Raw genomic sequence first — 25916 nt, forward strand, 5'->3', positions numbered from 1 at the left:
CCAACAAGCCGGCACTCGTGCCGGCTTGTGTCGTCAGGACGGCAGGTTTTTCAGGCACCCGCCGATTCAGGTTCGGCTTCCGTCTCAGGCATTTCGATACCCACTGCCTGGGCGACTGCCGAAAACAAGGCCTGCAGGGTGGCAGATGTCGTGTCTTCGGCCAGTGCCGCAGCGCTGCAATGCATACCGTTTGCGGTCAAGCGAATACAGGCCAGTGCGTTGGCATTGGTGCCCTCACCCAGCGCAAACTCGTCGTAAGCCTCGATAGCAATGGAGATATCAAAGCGCATCTCCAGCGCCTCAGATACAGCCTCCACTGCGCCCAGCCCATGGCCATCCAGACGAACCGGCGATGCATCGCGACCCACCGACACCTCGGCATGCACACCCTCTTCGTCCCGGTGCAGATCGTAGGAGCGCAGTGCCCAATCGGCGTGGACTTTCAGATAGCGATCCTCGAACAGGCGATGAATGGTCAGTGAGTCAATCTCGCCACCGTTGGTTTCCGCCTCTCTCTGGACCACCTTGCTGAACTCGATCTGCAACCAGCGTGGCAGACTGATGTTATAATCCCGCTCCAGTACATAGGCGACACCGCCCTTGCCAGACTGACTGTTGATGCGAACCACTTCCTCATAGCGGCGACCAACATCGAACGGGTCGATGGGCAGATACGCGACGTTCCAGGTTTCGCCATCCTTTCGGCGCGCCAGACACTTGCGAATGGCATCCTGATGGCTGCCTGAGAAGGCGGTGAACACCAGTTCGCCGGCGTAGGGATGGCGTGGATGAGTGGAAATCTCCGTACAGGCCTCAACCACTTCGGTGATCTCCGCCATGCCCGACAGATCCAGCGTGGGATCAATGCCCTGGGAGTAAAGGTTCATGGCCATGGTCACCAGATCCATGTTGCCGGTGCGCTCACCGTTGCCCATCAATGTGCCCTCGACCCGATCGGCCCCTGCCATTACGGCCAGTTCGGCGGCGGCCACGGCACAGCCGCGATCATTGTGGGTATGCACACTGATGCTGATGTGTTCACGGCGCTGGATGTTGTCGCAGATCCACTCGATCTGGTCCGCAAACACGTTCGGTGTCGCCATTTCAACGGTGGCAGGCAGGTTGATAATCATCGGCTGGCCCTCTTCCGGACGCCAGACCTCACTCACGGCATCAATCACTTCCGCGGCGAAATCCAGCTCGGTACCGGTAAAGCTCTCCGGTGAATACTGGAACGTCCACTCGGTCTCCGGGTGGCGCGCGGCGATGTCGCGAACCAGTTTGGCTCCGTTGACGGCAATGTCCCTGATACCGTCACGATCCAGACCAAACACCTGCTCCCGCTGAACCGTGGAAGTAGAATTGTAGACATGCACGATTGCCTTTCGGGCGCCGGCCAATGCTTCATAGGTACGCTCGATCAGCTCAGGACGGGCCTGGGTCAGCACCTGTATCTTCACATCCTCGGGGATGCGATTTTCTTCAATCAGCTTGCGGCAGAAATCGAAATCCGGCTGGCTGGCAGCGGGAAAGCCAATCTCGATTTCCTTGAAACCCAACTTCACCAGCAATTCGAACATCCGCGTTTTCTGGGCAACAGACATGGGCTTCACCAGTGCCTGATTACCATCCCGAAGATCCACGGCACACCAGGTTGGCGCCTTCTCGATGACCTTGTCCGGCCAGCGACGATCGGTTTTGGCAACAGGTTTGAACGCAACGTATTTGCGATGATCGAAAGCCATGCGTGTAATTCCTTGCGGTTTCAGAAGTGAACTCTTTGATGGGTACAGGTTAACGCGAAAAAGCTGGTATTTGATTGCGAACTTGAGCGGGGAAGCGTATTTTCTAACCTATAAATTGCCTGATAAACGCCATTCTTGGAATTTTATGACCGAAAACAAGAAAACCCTCGCCAAAATTGACAAGATGGACCGCCGAATCCTCGAACAGATCCAGCAGGATGGCTCCCTGACCAACCAGGAGCTGGCTGAGAAAGTCGGGCTATCCCCTTCGCCCTGTCTCCGTCGTGTGCGGGCACTGGAGGATGCCGGTATCATCGTCAGAACCGTCACCATTCTGGACCACAAGAAACTTGGCCTTTCTCTGACGGCAATCATTCTGATTGGCATGGATCGGCATACACCCGAGCGTTTTGCGGCGTTTGAAGAGCAGGTTGCAGAGTACCCGGAGGTGCAGGAGTGCTATCTGATTACGGGCCAGGACGCCGATTACATGCTGAAGGTGGTGGTACCGGACATGGACCATTACCACCATTTCCTGCTGAACCGCATTACCCGCATTCAGGGCGTCAGCGGCGTGCACTCCAGCTTCGTACTCCGCCGAGTAATCGACAGTACTGCCCTGCCATTGGGGTACCTTTCCTGATTCAGGCGACAAGCTCGCGCACGTAAGCCCTTGCCATGCATTTGAGTTCTTCCACAAGTTGTCGACCCTGGGCGTCGGGCAGAGTTACCGCCAGCCGCAGGACAGTGCCGGCGGACCTTGGTAGCAAAAGGCTTGCTGTCCAGCGCCGATCATCAGGAATCCGTGGACATTCCTCCTTGAGTTTCCGGTCCAGATCGCGGGCGTTGGTGTACAGCTCTCTCAGATCCAGCTCCCTCAGCTCAGGCATTGCCTCTACACCACTCCAGATCGCCGAGTAGGCGGGCTCGTGGCGATAGAACTCATAAAACTGATCGATGAGAACGTCTACCGCATCGCTGAGGTTCAGTTCCTGCAACCGCTCCCGCAGAGCCAGCTCCATCTTCTCCACGTGCTGTTCGGCAATGGCATGGACGATGGCTGCCTTGTTGGGAAAGTAGCGGTAGAGAGAAGCCAGCGACATGCCCGATTGTCGGGCAATGGCTGACATGCTCGCAGCATCGACACCGGTCTCATGAAAAATGGCGGCGGCATGGCGAAGGATGGTGTTGACGCGCTCCCGGCTGCGGGCCTGAACCGGCCGGCGCCGCGGGGCGACATCAATAGATTCGTCGGTCATCATCTGTACCTTGTGCAACAGGCTCCGTACAATAATGGCCACTTTACGACAAATAAAGGCTCCGGCGGGCCAACCGCCGCCTGTCCATTAGTCTAACACTTCAGATTTATTACAAACGGAAGACACGATGCGAGCAAGCCGCTACCTGATTGCCACCCAGAAAGAGACCCCCGCCGACGCCGAGATCATCAGTCATCAGTTGATGTTGCGTGCCGGCATGATTCGCAAACTGGCCGCCGGGCTATACACCTGGTTGCCAATGGGCCTGCGTACCCTGCGCAAGGTCGAGCGAATCGTTCGCGAAGAAATGGACAAGAGTGGCGCTCAGGAAGTGTTGATGCCTGCGGTCCAGCCGGCCGAACTCTGGGAGGAATCCGGACGCTGGACCCAGTACGGCGGCGAACTGCTGCGAATGAAAGACCGTCATGGCCGTGATTTCTGTTTCGGACCGACCCACGAAGAGGTCATTACCGACCTGATCCGGAATGAGATCAGCAGCTACAAGGAGTTGCCAGCCAACTTCTACCAGGTCCAGACCAAATTCCGGGACGAGCGTCGCCCCCGGTTTGGCGTGATGCGCGCCCGGGAATTCCTGATGAAGGACGCTTATTCCTTCCATCTGAACGCCGAGTCCCTGAACGAAACCTACGAATTGATGCACCGCACCTACTGCGCCATTTTCGACCGTTTCGGCCTGGATTACCGTGCGGTACAGGCGGACTCCGGCGCCATTGGTGGCAGCGCATCCCACGAGTTCCATGTGCTCGCATCTTCGGGTGAAGATGACATCGTGTTCAGCACCGGGAGCGATTACGCAGCCAACATCGAGAAAGCAGAAGCAGTAGCCCCGAGCGGCACCCGCCCTGCCCCGGCCGAGGAACTCAAGGAAGTCGCCACACCGGATGAGAAAACCATCGAGGCGGTATCGCAGTTGCTGGGCATTGACGCCACCCGCACGGTCAAAACCCTGCTGGTGAAGGCGGAAGCCGACGAGGACGGCAACTCCGGGCTGGTTGCACTGGTTCTGCGGGGCGATCACACCCTGAACGAGATCAAGGCCGAAAACCTGGCCGGCGTTGCCGAGCCTCTGACAATGGCCACCGATGAGGAAATCGAACAGGCTGTCGGCTGCAAGCCCGGATCTATCGGACCGGTAAACCTCAACTTGCCCGTCATTGTGGACCGCAGTGCCGCGCATCTGGCTGACTTTGTCTGCGGCGCCAACCGGGAAGGCTTCCACCTTACCGGCGTGAACTGGGAGAGAGACGCTGCGCTTGAACGGGTGGAAGACCTGCGCAACGTGGTTGAGGGCGACCCAAGCCCGGATGGCAAGGGCACTCTGGAGATCCGGCGCGGCATTGAAGTGGGCCACATCTTCAAACTTGGCAACAAGTACAGCACTGCCATGAACGCCACGGTTCTCGATGAAAACGGCAAAACCGTGATTATGGACATGGGCTGTTACGGCCTGGGTGTTTCCCGGGTTGTTGCCGCAGCCATTGAACAGAACCACGATGAAAACGGCATCATCTGGCCCGATGCCATTGCGCCTTTCCAGGTGGCCATTGTTACCCTGAACGCCCATAAGTCACCGACCGTTGCCGAGGCCGGCGAAAAGCTTTATGAACAGCTACGCCAGGCCGGTTACGATGTGCTTCTGGACGACCGCAAAGAGCGCCCGGGCGTGAAGTTTGCCGATATGGAATTGATTGGTATCCCGCACCGGTTCGTGGTTTCCGAGCGTGGTCTGGCAGCCGGAACCCTGGAGTACAAGGGCAGAAAGGATGCGGAAAAACAGGATGTACCGGTGGCTGAAGCGCTGCCATTCCTGGTCAACGCATCGCCCCGAAAAGGGCTCTGATCGCTGTCCGCATGCGCGGACAAGCCTCTGACGGCACTTGCATAAAGCAGTGCCGTCAGGGATTTTCCCTTCCCGAACCACCGACAATCCCTGGCTCCATTTCCAGGGTGACACCGAACCGGTCAACCACTGACTGACGAACTTCTCTGGCGAGCTCCAGTATGTCGGCACCTGTGCCGCCCGAGTGGTTAATCAGAACCAGCGCCTGTCGGTTATGCACGCCCACCCGGGCATTCCGGAAGCCTTTCCAGCCACTCTGATCGATCAGCCAGGCCGCTGCCAATTTAACCCCCTGCTCCTGAGGATAAGCGACAATATCCGGGTGCCGCTCGCTGAGTGCCTCGAATGTTTCTCCGTCAACCACCGGGTTCTTGAAGAAACTTCCGGCGTTCGGAATCATATCCGGGTCCGGCAACTTTCGTCGGCGAATGGCCATTATGGCCTCTGCCACATGCAAAGGGTCGAGGGCGGTTTCCGCTGTATCACCGAGGTACTCCCGGAGATCCCGATATCCGAGCACCAGAGCACGTGAGCGGGACAGGCCCAAACGGATTTCGGTGATCACATAGCGACCCGGCATCTGTTTGAACAGGCTGTCGCGGTAGGAAAAACGGCACTGGGCGTTATTGAGAACAACCAGCTCACCCGAATTGCGATCCAGTGCAGTGACGGATTCCAGGCAATCGCCGAGCTCGACACCATAGGCACCAATATTCTGGACGGGCGCCGCTCCGGCCGTGCCCGGGATAAGCGCCAGATTCTCGATACCGCGATAACCGGCCCGGGCAGCATACAGGACCGCCTCATGCCAGTTTTCACCCGCACCAAGCACCAGGGTCGCCCTGTGGTCCTCAATGTGCTCCCAACGGCGGCCACGAATCGCCAGACGCACCACCAGCCCCGCGAAGTCACCCGCGAACACCAGGTTACTGCCGCCCCCCAGAATCAGGACTTCCTGATCCTCCGATGAGGCCCAGTCCAGGGACCTGACCAGCTCATCTGCGGTGTGAGCTTCGACATAAAAACGGGCTTTGGCCGGCACGTGCAGGGTATTCAGCGCCTCCAGCTCTATGTTTTCCCGAATTTCCGGCTGCTGACTCAAGCCAGGCGCCCCCGGATGTCCGCCAGCAGGCCCTCGCCGGCTTCCTGGATCAGGTCAAGCACGGTTTCAAAACCTGCGTCACCACCGTAATAGGGATCTGGCACTTCCTGATGGGCCGACTGACCGAACTCCAGAAACAGGGCTGGCCGGGTGCCGCCATTCTGATGCCATACGTCCTTGATGTCCGCCAGGTTCTGGCGATCCATCACCAGCACGTAGTCAAAGGTGTCCAGATCCTCCGGACTGAACTGGCGGGCTCGCAATCCACTGATGTCGATACCCCGGCGCCGGGCAGCCTCCTGGGCGCGGGCGTCAGGACTCTTGCCAATGTGCCAGTCACCGGTGCCGCAGGAATCGATGTGGACCTGCTCTGCAAGGCCCGCCTGCTCCACCAGTGAGCGAAACACACCTTCAGCACTGGGCGATCGACAGATGTTGCCCAGGCACACGAAAAGAACGTTTACCGGTTCAGCCATTCTCGCTATTCCTCTTCTCCAGCCAGCCTCGGACCCTATGCAAATCGGCATCGGTATCAACGCCGCCCGGCGGGTTGACCGCGGCCACATCCACGTGAATACGGGCACCGTTATAGAGCGCCCTCAACTGTTCCAGAGATTCGGTTACCTCGGTCGGCGCAGGCGCCCAGCTGACAAACTCGGCCAGGACGGAAGCACGGTAACCATAGATGCCGATATGCCGGAAATATCCGACATTATCCGGCAAGGCAGCGTCTAGCCCCGTCAGAGGTGTGCCCTCCTGCCACTGGTCCCGGGCCCACGGGATCGGCGCACGGCTGAAATAATGGGCGATCCCCCTGTGATCGAACACCACCTTGACCACATTGGGATTGAACACGTGCTCCGGATCGTGGATCCGCTCACACAGTGTGGCAATGGCGGCTTCAGGATAAAATTCCAGATTGTCGGCCACCTGATTGATCAGTTCGGGCGGGATCAGGGGCTCGTCACCCTGCACGTTAACGACCCGGTGATCCGGCCCAAAACCCAGCACCCGTGCAACCTCCTCAAGGCGGTCTGTGCCGCTGGCGTGATTGGGTGATGTCATCACTACTTCTGCACCAAAGCCTTCGCATGCGGTCCGGATCCGATCATCGTCCGTGGCGACAACGACCCTGCCTGCACGGCTTTCCGCGGCACGCTCACAGACATGCTGGATCATCGGCTTGCCGGCAATGTCTGCCAGAGGCTTGCCCGGAAGGCGGCTGGACGCATAGCGGGCCGGAATCACAACGGTAAAAGACATTTAGTAACCACCTGGCTGACTTGGGTTTAGCGCTTGTGCAGACGCTCATCAGTAGAGAGCGTCCGGGCCTCGGTAGCCAACATCACAGGAATCCCCTCGCGGATCGGGAACGCCATGGCGTCCTGGTAACAGACCAGCTCGGTTCTGTCCTCGTTGAGTTTCAGATCGCCCTTACACACCGGACAGGCCAACAGCGCCAACAGTTTTTTATCCATGTTGCTTACTCACTTGATATCAGGAAGTTAACGGCTCGGAACATTGGCGAACCCGGGCCAGAAACGCGTCCCGGAACGGCCCCGGCAATCTGGCCTCAACGGTGAGGCTCCAGGCATTATCGGGTGCAAATTCCCGGCATTTCACCGCGTCTTTTGCGGTCATGACTATCAACTCATCGGTATCACTGTTCAGATCCTCAGGACGGAAACGATGGTGATCCGGAAAGGCCGCTTCGGTAACATCGGCGCCAAGGGTTCTGAGTGTATCGAAAAACCGGGCCGGGTTTCCGATCCCGGCCACAGCTCTCACGGCCTTGCCCCTGAGATCGCCAACGGCTCTCGACTCCCCTGTTTTCAGGTGAACAAGGGTTGCAGGCTCAAGAATCATGGAAAATATCGCAGGGTGGTCAATGCCAACAAAGCTTTCCATGGCCTGCTCTGAAAGCTCTTTGCCATTTACAATAACAAAGTCCACAGAAGCCAGTCGCGAAACCGGCTCCCGAAGCGGGCCAACGGGGATCAAGGCGCCGTTACCGATGCCCCTTTGCCCATCAAATACCGACAGCTCCAGGTCTCTGGGCAACTTGTAGTGTTGAAGGCCGTCGTCACAAATCAGCACATCACCCAGGTTTTTCTCAAGAGCGTAATCGGCGCCCCGTCGGCGGCGCGGATCAACAACAACCGGGCACCCGGTGCTCAGCGCCAGCATGACAGGCTCGTCACCGGCTTCGGAAGGACTGGTCTCCGCCGCAACTTCCAGCGGGTACTGGACAGCATCGCCACCATAACCCCTGCTGAGAATAACCGGCCGCCAGCCATCGGATGCCAGTGCGGAAACCAGCCAGGCGGTGAGCGGCGATTTGCCGGTTCCACCGGCAGTGATGTTGCCAACCACAATGACCGGAACCGGGAGCGACGCATCTCTCGCATCCCAGGCGGCCCGACGGCGGGCTTCCGCGATGCTCCGGTACAGCCAAGACAGCGGTGCCAGAAAAGCCAGAGGGCGCTTCCTTCCATACCAGAGACGCTCAACCAGCGAACTCATGGCAGATTGCACCGCGCTCATGACTGCTCGCTGAACTGCATCTGGTGCAATTGAGCGTAAGCGCCGCCAGCGGCAAGGAGTTCGTCATGTCGACCGGATTCGGCGATCCGGCCGTTGTCCATCACCAGAATTCGGTCTGCTTTCTCGATGGTGGAAAGACGATGCGCAATGACCAGAGTGGTACGGCCCTGCATAACCGTTTCCAGCGCTTCCTGGATGTGACGCTCAGATTCCGTATCCAGCGCCGATGTCGCCTCATCAAGGATCAGAATCGGGGCGTTCTTGAGCAGCGCCCGGGCGATGGCGAGCCGCTGTCGCTGCCCACCGGAAAGCATGACTCCATTGTCACCGATCATGGTGTCCAGGCCTTCGGGCATACGATCAATAAATTCCAGCGCATGAGCCTTGGCGGCAGCCTCGCGGATTTCTTCGCGCGTGCAGTTCCGGAGAGAGCCATAAGCTATGTTGGCCGCGATACTATCGTTAAAAAGCACTACATTCTGGTTCACGAGTGCAATCTGGGACCGAAGCCCTTTCAGGGAAAACTCCTTTAGCGAATGCCCATCGATACGAATGTCACCGCCGGTGTATTCATAGAATCTTGGAATGAGACTCACCAGGGTGGACTTTCCGCTCCCTGAACGACCGACAAGTGCCACACTCTGACCGGCAGGAATGCTAAAGGAGATACCTTCCAGAACATTATCGAGCTGATCCCGGTACCGAAAGGCCACCTCATCAAACTCGATGTCGCCCTCAACGCGATCCGGCGAATACGTACCCGGATCCTGTTCCGGCGATTCGTCGATTGTTTCGAACACATCGTAAGCGGCTGCAACGCCCTTCTGGATCTTGGCGTGAACAGAGGTAACCTGACGGATGGGCTTGGCCATGGTCGTCGCTGCCGTAATGAATGCTACCAGCTGACCCGTGGTCATCTCACCGCGAATTTCAGGCGCCAGCATCATCCAGACCAATCCGGCAATGGCGATGGCCACCAGTACCTGAATCACCGGAACACTGATCGCCTGAGTGGATGCCATCTTCAAACTTTGCTTGAGGTTTCTATTGTTAACCTCTTGAAAACGAACACGTTCATAATCCTCACCACCAAAGGTGCGAACAACGCGATAGCCGGTAATCGATTCAGAGGCCACATGGGTTATATCGCCCATCGAGCCCTGGATCCGCTGACTGATCTTGCGGAAGCGTTTGCTGGCATAGCTTACAACCGCGGCAATGAGCGGCCCCACCGCCAGGAAAATCAGCGTGAGTTTCCAGTTGGTGTAGAACATGTAACCCAGCAGACCGACGATGGTCAGACCTTCACGGAGCGTGATGGTCACGGCGTTGGTCGTCGCCTCCGCCACCTGCTCGACGTTAAAGGTAAGCTTGGACACCAGCCGTCCCGCCGCGTTGTCATCGAAATAGCGGGAAGGCAGTGTCATCAGTCGATCAAACACATCGTTACGAAGCGCATTGATGACCTGACGCCCGACATAGCTGATGAAGTACTGGCTCAGGAAGGTGCCCAGCCCACGGAATGCGAAGACGCCAACGATAACCAGCGTCAGCATCAGACGATTCTGCTCGGTCGGATTCTCGATCGCCGCAATGACGTATTCCATGGCTGCCGCCATACCAGTCGATGCAGCGGCATAGATAATGTTGCCGAGTACTGCAAGGGAGAAGGCCAGCAGGAACGGCTTTACATAAGCGAGAAGGCGCTTGTAGGTATCCCAACTGCCCGCCGGCAGGCCGGCCGCAGGGTCTGGTATAGGCTCGGACACCTTCACTGGCTATCAGCCTCCCGCTCGGTAGTAATGCTGAGCTTGGCAAATCCGAGACGGCCGGCAACGTCCATGGCACGCACCACAAATTCATGGGGTGTGCGGGCGTCAGCGGTAATGATGAACGGAAGCGAGTTATTGCCTTCAGCCAGTTCACGGACACCCCGCTCAAGGGTTTCCCGCCGATTATTGACCAATGTGCGGTCGTTCAGGATGTACTGCCCCTCGGCATTGATCACCACGTCGATCTGCTGCACTTCGGATGCCGGCGCAGGCTCGCCACTGGCCTCAGGCAATTCAACCTGCAGATGGCTCTCGCGGGTAAAGGTCGTGGAAACCATAAAGAAAATCAGCAACAGAAACACCACGTCGATCAGTGGCGTCAGGTCTACCCCGACTTCCTGGCTCCTCTGGCGCTTGAACTTCACGGCGTTCAGGCTCCTTCCACGTCGATTTCGCGGTCTCCGTGCACTACCTCAACCAGCTTGATCGCTTCCTGCTCCATGCCGACGACCAGCTCATCCACTCTCCGGATAAAGTAGCGGTGGCAGATAAGTGCCGGGATGGCGACGCTCAGGCCAGCGGCCGTAGTAATAAGCGCTTCAGAAATACCACCGGCGAGGTTGCCGGCGTTGCCAACCCCGGCCAATTGGATCTCGGCAAATACCTTGATCATGCCAATGACGGTACCAAGCAGTCCCAGCAGAGGGGTGATCGTCGCAACGGTACCCAGCGGGTTAAGGAAACGCTCCAGATCATGGATGACCTGGCTTGCCTCGTGCTCGATGCTCTCTTTCATGATTTCGCGGCCATGCTTGGCGTTAAGCAGGCCACCGGCAAGAATCCGGCCCAGGGGTGATGACCCCTGCAGGGCTTTCAGTTTCCGGCCATTGAGTTCTTTCTTCTTGATCCAGCGCCATAACTCATTGATGGTCTGGGGGGGCGCGACCCTGGAGGCGCGAAGGGTCCAGAAACGCTCCAGAATGATGGCCAGCGCCAGAATGGAGCAGGCAACAATTGGCACCATCAGAATGCCACCGGCTTTCAACAGCTCGAACACGCTTGGTCTCCCTGATTGTTTGCAAGCCGCGCTACTTTAGCATAGCTACCCGTGGAGGCCACACCTGCAATGTCACGGTATTTTACATTGGTCACGGGCAAGCCCCGAACCACCGATCCAGAACGACGAGCCATGCCGCATTTCCTTTAATACCAGCTTTTTATCGACAACGGTCATCTCGACGCTGCCTGAACATGCTGTGTTCAGCGGCACCGCTCCGACCCCGGCGTAACGTGCGGTTACCGTCGGGTGGGGATGACCGTACCGGTGGCGATAACCAGCGGTATAGATGACCCGATCTGGTCTCAGCACGCGCACCCAGGGTTCGGAAGATGAGGTTTTGCTCCCGTGGTGGGGCGCAACGAGCACGCGAGTCGAAGGAACCTGAACGTCCTCTCGGCCAGCTATATAAGCCAGATACTCTGCCTCCACGGGTTCGGTAATATCTCCCGGCAAGAGCCACTCAGTTCCGGAGTCAGGGTGGTAGATACGCAACACACAGGAAGCGTCGTTGCCCTCTTGAGCGCCTTCACCCTGCCAGAACTCGAGGACCAATCCTCCCAGCCTTTCTTCAGCCTGTTTGCAGGCTTGCACAGGCAGTTCGCCAACCTGCTGTCTGACCGGCGCAGGCTCACCAGCAATCACACGGCCGACACTGACGTTCCGGGAAAGCTCCGAGATGCCACCGGCATGATCGCTGTCGGCGTGGCTGATCACGAGGGTGTCAATTCGCTTGATTCCTTCAGCCGCCAGATTGGGCACAAGCGTGGATTCGACGGCCGAAAACACGCCGGGCACGGCGGGACCGGTATCGTAGACAAGAACCTCGCGCCCGTGTCGGACCAGAACTGAAAGACCCTGCCCAACATCCCATACCCTTACAACTGGCACTGCCACGTACGAATTCCTTTCGGAAGAAGGAGCCGGATACACCAGCCACAACACCGCAGAAAGGACCGCCACAAGCCGGAACATGGCGAACGGCATACACAATACCGCGACGCTCAGCAACGCCCAGCCAAACAGCTCCGGGACACCAGCCCGGATGTCCGGCGCCTGCCACTGCGCAAGCCACATGAGCCATTGCCACAGAACACCGAGGGTTAGATCGAATATTGGCAGGAACAGCTGGGCGGTGCCTGGGACTACGGCGGCAAGCAACCCACCCGCGACAAGCACTGGCATAACCACAAGGGATACCCAGGGAATTGCGACCAGGTTGGCCAATAAACCTACCAGGGGCTGACCCTGCCCCAGTATTTCGAGGATTGGCCATAATCCGCCAAAAACCGCGAGCTGGGCCAGGACGAGTCCTCTCAGCCACCCGGTTCCAGCCAGTCGCGACGAGAATACAGTGATCAGGGTGGCAACCGCAGCGAACGAAAGCCAGAATCCCTGGTCCAGGGGCGCGAAAGGGTCCAGCACAAGAACGGCAGCCAACGCGGCCAGGAAAACGTTCCAGACCGGGGCCTGACGACTCATCAGTACCAGCCACCCACCGGCCACAACCATCACCAGAGCCCTCTGGGTTGGAACGGTAAATCCCGCCGCCAGGGCATAAACCAGACAGCAGAGGATAACCGCCAGGAAGGCAAACCAACGCCTTGAGCTATCGCTGACTATTTGTGCCGGAACAGTCAGCAACAGTCGCCGGCACAGAAACCCTGCCCCCAGGGCGATCAGACCCAGGTGCAGGCCCGATATGGCAACCAGGTGAATGGTGCCGGTCGCCTTGAGCACATCCCAGTGCTTCTGTTCCATGTGGCCGCGATGACCTATGAGCAACGAAGAAACCAGCGGAAAATGACGGGCACCGCCAAATTGCTCGATGGTCCATTGGTGAAGCAAACGATGCAGCTTCCGGTACTGGCAATGGACGAAACACCCGACATCCCGGTCAACCTTCACGCTACGAATGCTGCCCGTGGCCCGGTAGCCCTTGCGAAACAGCCAGTCCTCGTAGCGAAAGCCCGCGGGGTTCAGGGAGCCGTGGGGGCGCTTGAGCACAACTTCCAGCCGCAAACGTTGGCCCGGGAGCCGCTCCATTCCGTGACCGTACCAGGACAACCTGAGCAGGTCCGGCATCCTTGCTTCCTCTCGGGTCGGGATGGGAAGGTTGTGCCACTGGGTGACACAGAAACTGAAACGTAAACTGTTGAAGCTACCGGGCGAAGGAATATCACATACGTATCCCGAGACAGAGAGACGCTCGCGTTCCAGGCTTGCCGGCAGAACCGTTGAAAGCCGGTCACTGGCATGCCACGAGGCCCAGGAGAGTCCGACCATGAGGCCAAGAGCAGATACGAATGCGGAGCTGGCAAAGGTCGGGGAAACGCAGATCCGGCCGAAGGCCAGCAGTGGTATCGCGGCTATCAACCACGTGGGAGGTGGCAGTATCGACAACCAATACAGTAAGATAACGCCACAAGAGAAGGCGATAACGCCCAGCGCTGCGGAACCGGAGTCGCCCGAAGGGCCCACCGGTCTGTTGATACTTCCGGACAATCCTTGTCCTCCTGTATGTCACAAACACCGGCAACATCCGATGAGCCGGTCTACTAACTCCGTCTAAAGGCAGAACTTCCAATGCCAAAGAAGTTCATGAAACGCTATCTGCCCTCACCAGAGAAGGTGCAAGCGATGCAGTCGCTGAGCTTTCTGGGCGATATCCTTCATGAACCGAACCTGTGGCACATCAACCGTCATAGTGTTGCGCGGGCCTTTCTCGTCGGCATCTGGTTCTGCTTTATTCCCATGCCCTTCCAGATGCTCGCGGCGGCCTTTTTTGCCATCTGGTTCAATGCCAACCTGCCGCTTTCAGTGGTCCTGGTATGGATCAGCAACCCTGTAACCATGCCGCCGATGTTCTATTTCAACTACAAGATTGGCGCCTGGGCTCTGGATCGGCCTGTACTCAGTTTTGATTTTGAGCTCTCGTGGTCCTGGATCAGCGAGCGGCTGCTGGATATCGGCATTCCCCTCTATCTCGGGTCCCTGGTGGTCGCAACGGTTTCCGCTTGCGTGGCCTACCTGATTATCCAGTATCTATGGCGCCGGAAAATTCGCTCTGACTGGCAGGTGCGACGCACCGCACGACTCAGACGCCGTCGTGAGGCTGATCAGGCTTCCTGAATCAGGCGACCCTGCTCAAGCCGCATAACACGCCCCAGGCTTCTGGCCATTTTCATGTCATGGGTGACCATGACAAAGGCAATACCCAGCTGATCCCTCAATGACTCGATCAGCGCCTGCACCCCTTCTCCGGTATGTTCATCCAGGTTGCCCGTCGGTTCGTCCATCAGAACACAGTCCGGTTCGTTGACCAGTGCCCGGGCAATGGCCACCCGCTGGCGTTCGCCACCGGACAGCTCGCCGGGTTTGTGATCCAGCCGTTCGGCAAGCCCAACCCGCTGCAGCAGGCTGGCCGCCTTGTCCCTCGACCTGGATACCGCCATACCGCCCAACGCACAAGGCATCATCACGTTTTCCAGAGCGGTGAACTCCGGCAACAGGTGATGGAACTGATAGACAAACCCGAGATGGGCATTCCGGAACCGGGCGCGCCGTCCCTCGGAAAGCCGGTGAATGTCTTCGCCACAAATGGAAATCTGGCCGGAAGATGGCTTGTCGAGCCCGCCCAACAAGTTGAGCAACGTGGTTTTTCCGGCACCACTGCTGCCCACAATGGCAACCGTCTCCCCCTGTGCGACTTCGAGCGAGATATCCGAAAAAATGGTGAGCTTGCCGAGACCCTCGTTATAGGTCCGGGTCACCTGACGGCAGTCTATTACCAGGGCAGAGTGTGCCATTGCGGATTGTTCCTTACTCATAACGAAGCGCCTCCGCCGGATCCACCCTGGAAGCCCGCCAGGCCGGATAAATCGTTGCCAACAGACTCATGGCGAGGCCGGCGCCACTGATGATAAACACGTCCTGCCATTGCAGCTGGGAAGGCAGATAGCTGATGAAGTAAACGTCCGCGCTCAGGAACTGGTGGCCGAGCGCTCCCTCCAGCCAGGAAATAAAGGCACTGATGTTGAGCGCTCCGAAAACGCCCAGCGCCGTGCCAACAATGGTTCCGAAGATACCGATGACCGCCCCCTGAACAATGAAGATCCGCATGATGCGTCCCGGTGTTGCCCCCATGGTCCTGAGGATGGCGATGTCACCGGTTTTATCGGTAACCACCATCACCAACGTGGACACGATATTGAATGCAGCGACAGCCACGATAAACATCAGCAGCAGGCCGATCATGGTTTTCTCCATGCGGATGGCCTGGAACAGGTTGCCGTGGGTTCGGGTCCAGTCGGATACGTAATACCGGCCGCCCAGCGACTCAGCAGCCTGCTGCGACACCCTGGGAGCGGCAAAAAGGTCATCCACCAGCAGGCGAATACCCTCGGCTTTGCCCCCGGTCCGCATGAGCTTGGCGGCATCATCCATGTGAATCAGGGTGTAATTGCCATCCAGTTCTGCCCCGACACTGAAGATGCCTTTGACCGTGAACCTTTTGAGCCTGGGCAGGACCCCGGCCGGCGTAACCGAGGCTTCCGGCAGGACCACGGTTACCTTGTCACCGATCTGAAGACGCAGGCTGGCCGCCATCAACCGACCGATGATGATGCCGAATTCACCAGAAACCAGATCGTTGAGACTGCCTTCGACCATGTGGTTTTCAATGATGGAGACCGTTCGTTCCTCCTCCGGGAGAATGCCGTTAAGCACGACCCCGCGAACATTTCCACCGCCGGTAACCATACCCTGCCCCTGTATGAAAGGCGCAGCAGCCAGCACGCGGGGGTGCTGCTGCATCTTCGCGTCGATTGATTGCCAGTCGTCGAGCGGCCCGGCGCCCTGAATGGTAGCGTGGGGCACCATCCCGAGAATTCTCTGCTTAAGCTCCCGATCGAAACCGTTCATGACCGAGAGCACGATGATCAGAACCGCAACTCCCAGCATCAGCCCGATTATGGAGGTCAGGGAAATAAAGGAAATGAAGTGATTGCGGCGTTTGGCGGCCGTGTAACGCAAGCCAATATAGAATGATAAGGGTCTGAACATTGAGAGGTGCCTATTGCTACCTTCCGGTCTGTCGTGGTCTGGTTTTCCCGGGTACCTTCCAGCACGACGGGAAACTGCTAAACTGTTCTGTACCAAATAAAAAATCAGCCTTCCGGAGCCGCGATGCAGTCGTCCGACATCCCCAACGAACCGGTGGACTATTCACCCGAACGGCGGGACTTTTTCCGCATTGAAGACCGGATCGGCCTGGAGATCCGCAAGCTGGCGCCTGGCACCGCAATGGAAGAAGATGCCTTCGACGGCGACCATCTTGAGAGCCTGAAAGCTGAATTCAGGCGGCTGGATCAGGACGTTAAATCCCAGCTTGCCAGCCTTGCCGACAAAGACCGGCTGCTTACCGGACTGATCAAATCCCTGAACGGCAAGCTGGACACGCTTGCGCGCATTATGGCCTTTGAGCAAAATCCGTTGCAACCTGAGGACTGGCAGGAAGTAACCCTGAGCGAGGGTGGGCTGTCGTTCTTTAGCAGCACCCCTGCCTGGCAGCCGGGAGACCGGCTCGCTGTTCGAATGACCCTCCCACCCGAACTTTTCCAGCCCCGCGCAGTTGCCCGAGTTATTGAGGTACACCCCGATTCGTCAGGCGGAGCAAGGGTCCACACCGAATTCGCCCGGATTGAGGACAGCGATCGCCAGCAAATCGCACGACATGTGATGCGGTGGCAGATTCGACAGCGTCAAAAGGAGTAGACTGGGGAAAAACGAGTGACTTTTGCTAATCTTTTTCGGATATTACGCTTTATCCATGTCCTCCCGAGGACATCAGTTTTCATGGAGACCCATCAATGAGAAAGCAAACTACCCTGTTCGGCGCACTGGCAGTGACTGCCACACTGGCCCTTTTCCCGATGATGTCCGCGGTAGCTGAAGAAGTCCGCGTGCCAGTTGGCACCCAGGCCGATCGCGACCAGGCCAGCTTCCCCGGCTCTGGCATGAGCCAGTCATCAGTGCGCGCTTCCTGGGGTGCACCCGTGGAAATTGAAGGTCCCGTGGGCCAGCCACCGATTACTCAGTGGCACTATCAGGGCTTTATCGTGTATTTCGAAGGCGACCGGGTTATCCATACCGTTCTCAAGCCGAATCGCTGAAGGCCCGAGGGGCCTTTCCAGGCTGGAAATTCCCTTCCCATGTCCTGACGTTCAACCAATCGTTGGTTAGAATGGCGTCTTTTATGATTCAAGGTGACGTAGTGACAACCAAACGAGTGTTGCCCGCAGAGTGGGCGCCGCAGAGTGCCATCATGCTGACCTGGCCCCACCCGGGAACCGACTGGGCAGGCCTGATCGACGAAGTTGAACCGGTGTTCCTCGACATCGCGAAAGCCGTACTCCCACACGAACACCTTGTCATCAGTTGCGAACACGTTGTCCGCCTTCAGGAGCTAGAACGGGACCTCAATCGGTACGCCGAGGACAATGGCTTTCCGGGACGCGTGAGATCGGTTCCGGCACCGGCGAATGACACCTGGGCCCGCGACCATGGACCCATCACCATTCTTACCGATGAAGGGCCGACACTGCTGGATTTCAGGTTCAACGCCTGGGGCGGAAAGTTCCCCTGGGAAAAGGACGATGCGTTAAATAATCACCTTTTCAATGCTGGCGTCTTCGGCACAACCAGGATGCAGCAGGTCGGTTTTGTGCTGGAAGGGGGTTCATTTGAATCGGATGGTGAAGGCACCCTGCTGACCACATCCGAGTGCCTGCTGACGCCCACCCGAAATCCGGCCATGGATCGCACGGCGATTGAACAGCTGCTTTCCGAGGTGCTGGGAATCCGGCGGATTCTCTGGCTCAACCACGGCTATCTTGCCGGGGATGACACCGACAGCCACATCGATACCCTCGCCCGATTTTGCGCCCCGGATCACATCTGCTACGTGAGTTGCCCAGATGTGGCGGATGAACACTACAGCGCGTTGGCGGCCATGGAGGAGGAACTTCAGGAGTTCCGCCAGGCCGACGGCGCCCCCTACAAGCTGACGCCTCTGCCCTGGCCTGATGCCATTCATGATGAGGATGGTGAGCGTCTTCCGGCCACCTATGCCAACTTCCTGATCATCAACGAAGCGGTTTTGCTTCCCGTTTACGGCGTTGATCAGGATCAGGACGCCATTGCTGTCATGAAAGAGATCTTTCCGACAAGAGCAATAGTGCTGATCAATTGCCGGCCCTTGATTCGTCAGCATGGCAGCCTTCACTGTGTAACCATGCAAATTCCGGCCGGAGTAGTCAGTTGATGAGCAGTGAGTTGCGCAAAAGCCAAATCAATGTTGCCGCCATCCAGCAGGCCTGTAGCAGCGACAAGGCCGCCAGCCTCGCCACTACCGAGAAACTGGTTCGTGAGGCCGTAGCCAGTGGCGCCAACCTGGTGATCCTCCAGGAACTTCACGCCACCTTATATTTTTGCCAGACCGAGGAAACGTCTGTTTTCGAGCTGGCAGAGCCGATTCCCGGCCCTACCAGCAAGCGCCTGTCTGACCTGGCCCGGGAACTGGGTATTGTGCTGGTTGGATCCATTTTCGAACGTCGTATGAACGGCGTGTACCACAACACGGCGGTTGTATTTGAGAAAGACGGCTCCCTGGCAGGGCTGTACCGGAAAATGCACATTCCGGACGACCCGGGTTTCTATGAAAAATTCTACTTCACGCCCGGTGACGCCCAGTTCAACGATGGCCGCAGCGGTTTCACGCCTATCGATACGTCTGTCGGCAGGCTCGGCGTGCTGGTGTGCTGGGACCAGTGGTACCCCGAGGCCGCAAGGCTGATGGCTCTGGCTGGCGCCGAGATCCTGATCTACCCCACTGCGATCGGCTGGGATGTAACGGATGACCCCGATGAACAGGCGCGTCAACTGGACGCCTGGGTCACCGTGCAAAGGGGCCATGCCGTTGCCAACAACCTGCCAGTCGTGGCTCCGAACCGGGTAGGCACCGAACCCGACCCCTCCGGGCACAGCGACGGCATCCGTTTCTGGGGCAACAGTTTTATCTGTGGCCCGCAGGGTGAGTTGCTGGCCCGGGGCGATGACAGCTCCGAATGCATCCTTGCCGTCACCCTGGATCGCAACCGCAGTGAATCGGTTCGCCGTATCTGGCCGTATTTGAGAGATCGCCGAATAGACGCCTACGGCGACATCCTCAAACGCGTAAGAGACTGAGCCCCGAATGAAAAGACTGGTCGATACCGTAGTCAGTGAACTGAACCAGATACTCCTGGGCAAAGACCAACAGGTACGCCTTGCCCTCTGCGGGCTTCTGGCCCGGGGGCACCTGCTGATCGAAGATATCCCCGGCATGGGCAAAACCACTCTTTCTCATGCCCTGGCCAAGGTGATGGGGCTGACGTACCAGCGCATCCAGTTCACCAACGACCTGCTTCCGGCGGATGTGCTGGGTTACTCCATGTACGACAAACAGGCCGGCAGCCTGGTATTCCACCCCGGCCCGATCTTTGCCCAGGTGGTGTTGGCTGATGAAATCAACCGGGCATCACCGCGAACGCAGAGCGCTCTGCTCGAAGCCATGGAAGAACGGCAAGTGTCCATCGAGGGCGAGACCCGGCCACTGCCCCATCCGTTCTTCGTGATTGCCACGCAGAATCCCATTGAGCAGGGCGGCACCTATCCCCTGCCCGAGTCCCAACTGGACCGGTTCCTTATGCGTCTTCGCCTCGGCTATCCGGACCCACGGGCCGAGCGGGAGCTGCTGGAGGGCGAAGACCGTCGTGCCATGATCGAAAAGCTGCCGACCCTGCTCTCCCAGGCCGACCTGAAAACCCTGCAGGAAGGCGTCACCCGGATAACCGCCAGCCCGGCTCTTCTGGATTACGTGCAACGGTTGCTGGAACAGAGCCGGAGAATGCCCGGCCTTCTCTACGGGCTTTCGCCCCGGGCGGGATTGGGACTGGTGCGGGCCGCCAAGGCGTGGGCTCTGATGGAGGGGCGTCATCACGTGCTGCCTGACGACATCCAGGCCGTGTTCCCTGCAGTGGCGGCCCACCGTCTCGAACAGGGCGAGTCCGGCAAAAGCGCGGAAAGGGTTCGTCAGCTGTTGGCAACTGTTTCTGTGCTTGAGTAAATAGCAAGGTTTTATAAGCGGAATTGGCCAAAACGAATGGCAGACCGCGCCTTTCATGTTAGCCTTTGCTCCTTTCCCCGAAGCGTCTGGCCCTGAAACCGGGGCCCGGCAACGTACGGCTTTTTCAGTGAGAGAATTCCCAATGAGCGACACCAAACATTCCCGACTGATCATCCTCGGTTCCGGCCCCGCAGGTTACACCGCTGCCGTTTACGCAGCCCGCGCCAACCTGAACCCGACCCTGATTACCGGTATTGAAGTCGGCGGCCAGCTCACCACCACCACCGACGTCGACAACTGGCCCGGCGACAACGACGGCGTTCAGGGCCCGGAGCTCATGCAGCGCATGCTCAAGCACGCCGAACGCTTCGAAACCAGCATCGTCTACGACACCATCAACGAAGCCGACCTCCGTAACCGCCCATTCCGCCTCAAGGGCGATGGCGGCGAGTACACCTGCGACGCCCTGATCATTGCTACCGGCGCCTCCGCCATGTATCTCGGCCTCGAGTCTGAAGAGAAATTCAAAGGCCAGGGCGTCTCCGCCTGCGCCACCTGCGACGGCTTCTTCTACAAGAAGCAGAAAGTTGCCGTTATTGGCGGCGGTAACACCGCGGTGGAAGAGGCTCTGTACCTCTCCAACATTGCCGACGAAGTGACCCTGGTGCACCGCCGCGACAGCCTGCGTGCCGAAAAGATCCTCCAGGACAAACTGTTTGAAAAGGCCGAAAACGGCAACGTCAAGATCGTCTGGGACCACACCCTCGACGAAGTCCTCGGCGACGGCACCGGTGTCACCGGTATGCGCATCAAAAGCACCAAAGACGACTCCACCCGGGAAATGGACCTGGCTGGCGTATTCATCGCCATCGGCCACAAGCCCAACACCGACCTGTTCCAGGGCCAGCTGGACATGGAAAACGGCTACATCCGCATCCGCTCCGGCCTCGAAGGCATGGCCACCCAGAGCAGCATTCCCGGCGTATTCGCCGCCGGCGACGTAGCCGACCACGTCTACCGCCAGGCCGTCACCTCCGCCGGCTTCGGTTGCATGGCCGCCCTGGATGCGGAAAAGTTTCTGGATCAGCAAGACTGATTATGCTTGAGTAAAGAAAAGGAACGCGAACTCAAAAGTTTGCGAAGGTCGGTGGGAGCCGCCTTCTGAAACTGTGCGGAGCCATGGATGGCGGAGCCAAGCGTACAAGGACGTATTCACAGCGTGTTTCAGAAGGCGGCTCCCACCGGCCGGTACTCTGTAAAATAGAACCGAAACATTGCAGTAATTGCCGGAGAAGGATGACCTCACTACCCTGGCTAGACCCGGACCAACTCTGGTTCCCCCCCGCCAACGAAGCCCTGGACGACCCGGACGGCCTTCTTGCCCTCGGCGGCGACCTTTCCACCGAGCGACTCATACTGGCCTACCGGAACGGCATCTTCCCCTGGTACAGCGACGACCAGCCCATTTTGTGGTGGTCACCGAATCCGCGGTGTGTCCTTTTTCCGAACGAAATCCACGTTTCACGGAGCCTGCGCCGGACCCTGAACCAACAACGCTTCCAGGTAACCGCAGACAGACACTTCGGACGAATCATCCGCCTTTGCGCCTCAACCCGTGCCGAAGGTACCTGGATTACCGAGGAAATGATTGCCAGCTACTCAGAGCTGCATCGCATGGGCGTCGCCCACTCCATCGAAATCTGGAACCAGCGTGGTGAATTGGCCGGTGGCATGTACGGACTGGCCATTGGCAGGTGTTTCTTCGGTGAATCCATGTTTTCTCTGGAAACCAACGCGTCCAAAGTTCTCATGGTTCACCTGGCGCACCAGTTACAGCTCTGGGGCTACCGGATCATGGATTGCCAGGTAGAGAGCCGGCATCTGCTTACCATGGGCGCACGGACTATTCCACGGGAAGAGTTTTTATCTATACTCAGGATGAGCATCGATCAGAAACCGGATCAGACCGACTGGACCTTCCGATGGCGTTGGCCCGGGCCGGAGGAGTGAATGAGCAATCTCAGAACCCTGGTGTTCTTCGCGACACCACCGCACGATTGCAGCTACCTGCCAGACCGCGAGGCCACCACCATGTTTGTGGATCCGCGGGCTCATATCGACAAAAAGCTTTACAGCCAACTCACGGCTCTCGGCTTTCGCCGCAGCGGATCCCACTACTACCGCCCTCACTGTGAGCAGTGCAATGCCTGCATACCGGTTCGGTTGAAAGTTGATGATTTCAAGCCGGACAGAAGCCAGCGGCGTGTTCTCCGGAAAAACAAGGATTTGCAGTGCACCATGGTGCCCGCCACCTTTGCGGAAAGGTATTACCAGCTCTACGCCAATTACATCGAACAAAGGCACAAGGACGGAGACATGTACCCGCCGACCAGGGAACAGTTCACCTCGTTTCTGGTAGAAGGCGCAACCGATTCCTGGTTTCTGGAAATCCACCAGGGCGAACGGCTGGTAGGGCTGGCAGCAGTCGATCTTCTGGACGATGGCCTTTCGGCCATCTATACAGTTTTCGATCCTGATCTGGAGGACCGCAGCCTCGGCACCTTCGCAATCCTCTGGCAAATTGAGGAAGCCCGCCGCAGGGGGCTTCCTCACCTGTACCTCGGTTACTGGATCAAGCAGTGCCGAAAAATGAATTACAAAACACGCTTCCGACCCATCGAAGCACTGAGAGACGGGCACTGGCGTGAACTGGACGCAGGCTAACTTTGCCAAACGCCGATAAATCAGGCAGAATTGCGCAATTTAGAATCACCAGAAGCATATTCAAACGAGGTTTCTACTGAATGCCGAAATCAGATGCCATTGAAATGGAAGGCGTTATTATCGATACCCTTCCAAACACCATGTTCCGCGTTGAGCTGAGCAACGGTCATGTTGTGACAGCCCATATCTCCGGAAAGATGCGCAAGAACTACATCCGCATCCTGACAGGTGACAAGGTCAAGGTTGAGCTGACTCCCTATGACCTGAGCAAGGGCCGGATCGTATATCGCGCCCGTTGATGCTCCCATGACATCTGAAAGCCCCTTCGGGGGCTTTTTTTCGTCAGGGCACAAAAAAACCGCTGCCGGTTACCCGGACAGCGGTTTTTCTTTAATCGAGCCTGCCTCAGACCGCCTCTGCAGGCTCGTCCTCGTACTCGAATACCAGCTCGTCATCCCGCAGGTGGATGAAGACATCCCCGCCTTTCTCTGAAAGGCGCCCGAACAGGATCTGCTCGGCCAGCGGCCGCTTGATCTTGTCCTGGATCAGGCGGGACATCGGGCGGGCGCCCATGGTGACGTCATAGCCCTTCTCGGCCAGCCAGGCCTTCGCCTCGTCATCCACATGCAGAACAACATGCTTCTCGTCCAACTGCGCCTGCAGCTCGGTGAGGAACTTGTCCACCACGTGGGTGATGGTATCGATCTGCAGGTCGCCGAACTGGATGATACCGTCCAGGCGATTGCGGAATTCCGGCGTGAAGGTCTTGCTGATAATTTCCATGCCGTCGGTGCTGTGATCCTGCTCGCTGAAGCCAATAGAGCGACGAGCCATGCTCTCGGCACCGGCATTGGTGGTCATTACCAGAATCACGTGGCGGAAATCTGCCTTGCGGCCGTTGTTATCCGTCAGCGTGCCGTGATCCATGACCTGCAACAGGAGGTTGAACACTTCCGGATGAGCCTTCTCGATCTCGTCCAGCAGCAGGACACAGTGCGGATGCTTGTTTACCGACTCGGTCAACAGGCCGCCCTGATCGTACCCAACGTAGCCGGGAGGCGCACCGATCAGCCGTGATACGGTGTGCCGCTCCATATACTCCGACATATCAAAGCGTACCAGTTCGATACCCAGAACCTTCGCCAACTGCTTGGTAACCTCGGTTTTACCGACACCGGTCGGCCCTGCGAAGAGGAAGGCACCCTCAGGCTTCTCGGGGGCCTTGAGCCCGGCGCGAGCCAGCTTGATAGCAGTGGACAGCGATTCGATGGCCGGATCCTGACCAAAGACCGTCATCTTCAGATCCCGCTCCAGATTCCGCAGCAGATCCTTGTCGCTGGTAGACACGTTCTTCGGTGGGATACGGGCAATATTTGCAACCACATCCTCGATCTCGGTGACATCAACGGTCTTCTTTCGCTTGCCTTCCGGCTGCAGCCGCTGGCGCGCGCCCGCCTCGTCAATGACGTCAATCGCCTTGTCCGGCAAGTGCCGATCGGTGATGTAACGGTCGGACAGCTCTGCAGCCACCCGAAGCGCCTTGTCGGTGTATTTGAGATCGTGGTGCTTTTCAAAATTCGGCTTGAGGCCCTTCAGGATCTGGTAGGTGTCCTCAACACTGGGCTCGTTCACATCGATTTTCTGGAAACGGCGCGCCAGGGCGCTGTCTTTCTCGAAAATACCCCGGAACTCCTGGAACGTCGTTGAGCCAATGCACCGGATTTCACCCGAACTGAGCATGGGCTTCAACAGATTCGACGCATCCATCACGCCGCCGGAGGCAGAGCCCGCTCCGATGATGGTGTGGATCTCGTCGATGAACAGGATCGCGTGGTTTTCTTTCTTGAGTTCGGCAAGCAGACCTTTCAGACGCTTTTCGAAATCGCCGCGGTACTTGGTTCCGGCCAGCAGGGCACCCAGATCCAGCGAGTAGACCACCGCATCGGAAATAATATCGGGGACCTGTCCGTCGACGATACGCTTGGCGAGCCCCTCTGCGATGGCGGTTTTGCCAACCCCGGCCTCGCCGACCAGAAGCGGATTGTTCTTCCGGCGGCGTACAAGGATCTGCACCACCCGCTCGACTTCGTGTTCACGGCCGATCAGCGGATCAATGCGGCCCTGACGGGCCTGCTCGTTCAGGTTGGTGGCGTAGCTTTCAAGCGGCTTGGATTGTCCGCCTTCCTCGCCAGCCTCCTCGTGGGACGCCTGATCGTGACTTTCCTGATCTTCTGCGCCCTGAACCCTGGAAATGCCGTGGGAAACAAAGTTGACCACATCAATGCGGGCGATGCTCTGTTTCTTGAGCACATACACCGCCTGGCTTTCCTGTTCACTGAAGATGGCCACCAGCACATTGGCGCCGGTTACCTCTTTCTTGCCCGAGGACTGCACATGGAACACAGCCCTTTGCAGGACTCGCTGGAACCCCAGTGTTGGCTGGGTCTCGCGCTCACTGTCGCTGCTCGGAATCAAAGGTGTGGTGGAGTCCACGAATTCGACAAGCTCTTCCTGAAGCCGCTTGAGGTCTGCACCACAGGCTTTCAGGACGCCCACTGCCGATTCATTATCCAGTAGGGCCAGCAACAAATGCTCCACAGTCATGAACTCATGACGCTTGTCCCGGGCATTCTTGAAGGCCGTATTCAGCGTAATTTCTAGATCTTTGCTCAGCATGGGCCACCCC

The 25916-nt window shown here is 58.0% G+C and carries 26 protein-coding genes; 12 read left to right on the plus strand and 14 right to left on the minus strand.

The window, feature by feature from the left end:
• Window positions 1–50: 50 nt before the first annotated feature.
• Window positions 51–1745, minus strand: coding sequence for a 2-isopropylmalate synthase (gene leuA, locus AC13DD_RS13700; RefSeq protein WP_273158090.1), 1695 nt, complete (start codon window positions 1743–1745; stop codon window positions 51–53).
• Between the two features lie 145 nt (window positions 1746–1890).
• Here leuA and AC13DD_RS13705 point away from each other — a divergent pair, with 145 nt between their 5' ends.
• Entirely contained in the window at window positions 1891–2388 is a 498-nt protein-coding gene (locus AC13DD_RS13705; RefSeq protein WP_008169158.1) for an Lrp/AsnC family transcriptional regulator, read from the plus strand.
• Between the two features lies 1 nt (window position 2389).
• On the opposite strand, the gene AC13DD_RS13710 is transcribed toward AC13DD_RS13705, so the two are convergent.
• Window positions 2390–3004: a TetR/AcrR family transcriptional regulator gene (locus AC13DD_RS13710; protein WP_482931319.1), complete on the minus strand. Its 615-nt coding sequence runs from the start codon at window positions 3002–3004 to the stop codon at window positions 2390–2392.
• A 127-nt stretch (window positions 3005–3131) separates the two neighbouring features.
• Between AC13DD_RS13710 and AC13DD_RS13715 the strand changes: the two genes are divergently transcribed.
• On the plus strand, window positions 3132–4865 hold the full coding sequence (locus tag AC13DD_RS13715; protein ID WP_482931284.1) for a proline--tRNA ligase: 1734 nt from the start codon (window positions 3132–3134) through the stop codon (window positions 4863–4865).
• A 55-nt stretch (window positions 4866–4920) separates the two neighbouring features.
• Here AC13DD_RS13715 and murB read toward each other — a convergent pair whose 3' ends face one another.
• The 9 genes from murB to AC13DD_RS13760 all read right to left on the minus strand — a co-directional run bounded on the left by murB (window position 4921) and on the right by AC13DD_RS13760 (window position 13845).
• Window positions 4921–5967 carry a UDP-N-acetylmuramate dehydrogenase gene (murB, locus tag AC13DD_RS13720; RefSeq protein WP_482931285.1) on the minus strand — a complete coding sequence of 349 codons (1047 nt, stop codon included), beginning with the start codon at window positions 5965–5967 and terminating at the stop codon, window positions 4921–4923.
• Window positions 5964–6443 carry a low molecular weight protein-tyrosine-phosphatase gene (locus AC13DD_RS13725; protein WP_053112211.1) on the minus strand — a complete coding sequence of 160 codons (480 nt, stop codon included), beginning with the start codon at window positions 6441–6443 and terminating at the stop codon, window positions 5964–5966. Before AC13DD_RS13725 ends, murB begins: the two co-directional genes overlap by 4 nt.
• Entirely contained in the window at window positions 6436–7230 is a 795-nt protein-coding gene (kdsB, locus tag AC13DD_RS13730; RefSeq protein WP_482931286.1) for a 3-deoxy-manno-octulosonate cytidylyltransferase, read from the minus strand. Before kdsB ends, AC13DD_RS13725 begins: the two co-directional genes overlap by 8 nt.
• A gap of 26 nt (window positions 7231–7256) precedes the next feature.
• Complete coding sequence (locus AC13DD_RS13735; protein ID WP_008169170.1) at window positions 7257–7445, minus strand: Trm112 family protein; 189 nt, start codon at window positions 7443–7445, stop codon at window positions 7257–7259.
• A gap of 19 nt (window positions 7446–7464) precedes the next feature.
• Entirely contained in the window at window positions 7465–8511 is a 1047-nt protein-coding gene (gene lpxK, locus AC13DD_RS13740; RefSeq protein ID WP_482931287.1) for a tetraacyldisaccharide 4'-kinase, read from the minus strand.
• Window positions 8508–10286 (minus strand): lipid A export permease/ATP-binding protein MsbA, encoded by a 1779-nt coding sequence (msbA, locus tag AC13DD_RS13745; protein WP_482931288.1) that lies wholly within the window; start codon window positions 10284–10286, stop codon window positions 8508–8510. The genes lpxK and msbA overlap by 4 nt, the downstream gene beginning before the upstream one ends.
• Entirely contained in the window at window positions 10283–10708 is a 426-nt protein-coding gene (locus AC13DD_RS13750) for an ExbD/TolR family protein (RefSeq protein WP_008169176.1), read from the minus strand. Before AC13DD_RS13750 ends, msbA begins: the two co-directional genes overlap by 4 nt.
• A 5-nt stretch (window positions 10709–10713) precedes the next feature.
• Window positions 10714–11340 (minus strand): MotA/TolQ/ExbB proton channel family protein, encoded by a 627-nt coding sequence (locus AC13DD_RS13755; RefSeq protein ID WP_008169179.1) that lies wholly within the window; start codon window positions 11338–11340, stop codon window positions 10714–10716.
• Window positions 11341–11412: 72 nt separating this feature from the next.
• On the minus strand, window positions 11413–13845 hold the full coding sequence (locus AC13DD_RS13760; RefSeq protein WP_482931289.1) for a DNA internalization-related competence protein ComEC/Rec2: 2433 nt from the start codon (window positions 13843–13845) through the stop codon (window positions 11413–11415).
• Window positions 13846–13926: 81 nt separating this feature from the next.
• Between AC13DD_RS13760 and AC13DD_RS13765 the strand changes: the two genes are divergently transcribed.
• Window positions 13927–14472, plus strand: coding sequence for a DUF2062 domain-containing protein (locus AC13DD_RS13765; RefSeq protein WP_008169186.1), 546 nt, complete (start codon window positions 13927–13929; stop codon window positions 14470–14472).
• Here the strand turns inward: AC13DD_RS13765 and AC13DD_RS13770 are convergent.
• Both AC13DD_RS13770 and AC13DD_RS13775 read right to left on the minus strand, forming a co-directional pair.
• Entirely contained in the window at window positions 14460–15149 is a 690-nt protein-coding gene (locus AC13DD_RS13770; RefSeq protein ID WP_014577413.1) for an ABC transporter ATP-binding protein, read from the minus strand. The two genes, AC13DD_RS13765 and AC13DD_RS13770, sit on opposite strands and share 13 nt — an antisense overlap.
• Before the next feature lie 13 nt (window positions 15150–15162).
• A complete protein-coding gene (locus AC13DD_RS13775) occupies window positions 15163–16404 on the minus strand; it encodes a lipoprotein-releasing ABC transporter permease subunit (protein ID WP_008169188.1) in 1242 nt (413 codons plus the stop codon).
• Window positions 16405–16527: 123 nt separating this feature from the next.
• Here AC13DD_RS13775 and AC13DD_RS13780 point away from each other — a divergent pair, with 123 nt between their 5' ends.
• The 9 genes from AC13DD_RS13780 to infA all read left to right on the plus strand — a co-directional run bounded on the left by AC13DD_RS13780 (window position 16528) and on the right by infA (window position 23529).
• Window positions 16528–17115 carry a PilZ domain-containing protein gene (locus AC13DD_RS13780; protein ID WP_008169189.1) on the plus strand — a complete coding sequence of 196 codons (588 nt, stop codon included), beginning with the start codon at window positions 16528–16530 and terminating at the stop codon, window positions 17113–17115.
• A 95-nt stretch (window positions 17116–17210) separates the two neighbouring features.
• Window positions 17211–17513, plus strand: coding sequence for a hypothetical protein (locus AC13DD_RS13785; protein WP_008169190.1), 303 nt, complete (start codon window positions 17211–17213; stop codon window positions 17511–17513).
• A gap of 101 nt (window positions 17514–17614) precedes the next feature.
• Complete coding sequence (locus AC13DD_RS13790) at window positions 17615–18664, plus strand: agmatine deiminase family protein (RefSeq protein ID WP_482931290.1); 1050 nt, start codon at window positions 17615–17617, stop codon at window positions 18662–18664.
• The gene (locus AC13DD_RS13795) at window positions 18664–19587 is read left to right on the plus strand and encodes a carbon-nitrogen hydrolase (RefSeq protein ID WP_008169193.1); all 924 of its coding nucleotides are present in this window, start codon (window positions 18664–18666) and stop codon (window positions 19585–19587) included. The genes AC13DD_RS13790 and AC13DD_RS13795 overlap by 1 nt, the downstream gene beginning before the upstream one ends.
• 7 nt (window positions 19588–19594) lie before the next feature.
• Window positions 19595–20506: an AAA family ATPase gene (locus tag AC13DD_RS13800; RefSeq protein WP_482931291.1), complete on the plus strand. Its 912-nt coding sequence runs from the start codon at window positions 19595–19597 to the stop codon at window positions 20504–20506.
• Between the two features lie 142 nt (window positions 20507–20648).
• Entirely contained in the window at window positions 20649–21602 is a 954-nt protein-coding gene (gene trxB / locus AC13DD_RS13805) for a thioredoxin-disulfide reductase (RefSeq protein ID WP_104270080.1), read from the plus strand.
• Window positions 21603–21802: 200 nt separating this feature from the next.
• A complete protein-coding gene (gene aat / locus AC13DD_RS13810; protein ID WP_014577421.1) occupies window positions 21803–22516 on the plus strand; it encodes a leucyl/phenylalanyl-tRNA--protein transferase in 714 nt (237 codons plus the stop codon).
• A complete protein-coding gene (locus AC13DD_RS13815) occupies window positions 22517–23230 on the plus strand; it encodes an arginyltransferase (protein WP_008169199.1) in 714 nt (237 codons plus the stop codon).
• Window positions 23231–23310: 80 nt separating this feature from the next.
• Window positions 23311–23529: a translation initiation factor IF-1 gene (infA, locus tag AC13DD_RS13820; protein ID WP_008169200.1), complete on the plus strand. Its 219-nt coding sequence runs from the start codon at window positions 23311–23313 to the stop codon at window positions 23527–23529.
• Window positions 23530–23635: 106 nt separating this feature from the next.
• Here the strand turns inward: infA and clpA are convergent, their stop codons facing one another.
• The gene (clpA, locus tag AC13DD_RS13825; protein WP_053112223.1) at window positions 23636–25906 is read right to left on the minus strand and encodes an ATP-dependent Clp protease ATP-binding subunit ClpA; all 2271 of its coding nucleotides are present in this window, start codon (window positions 25904–25906) and stop codon (window positions 23636–23638) included.
• Between the last annotated feature and the right edge of the window lie 10 nt (window positions 25907–25916).

This window comes from Marinobacter sp. L-13 (assembly GCF_056857715.1).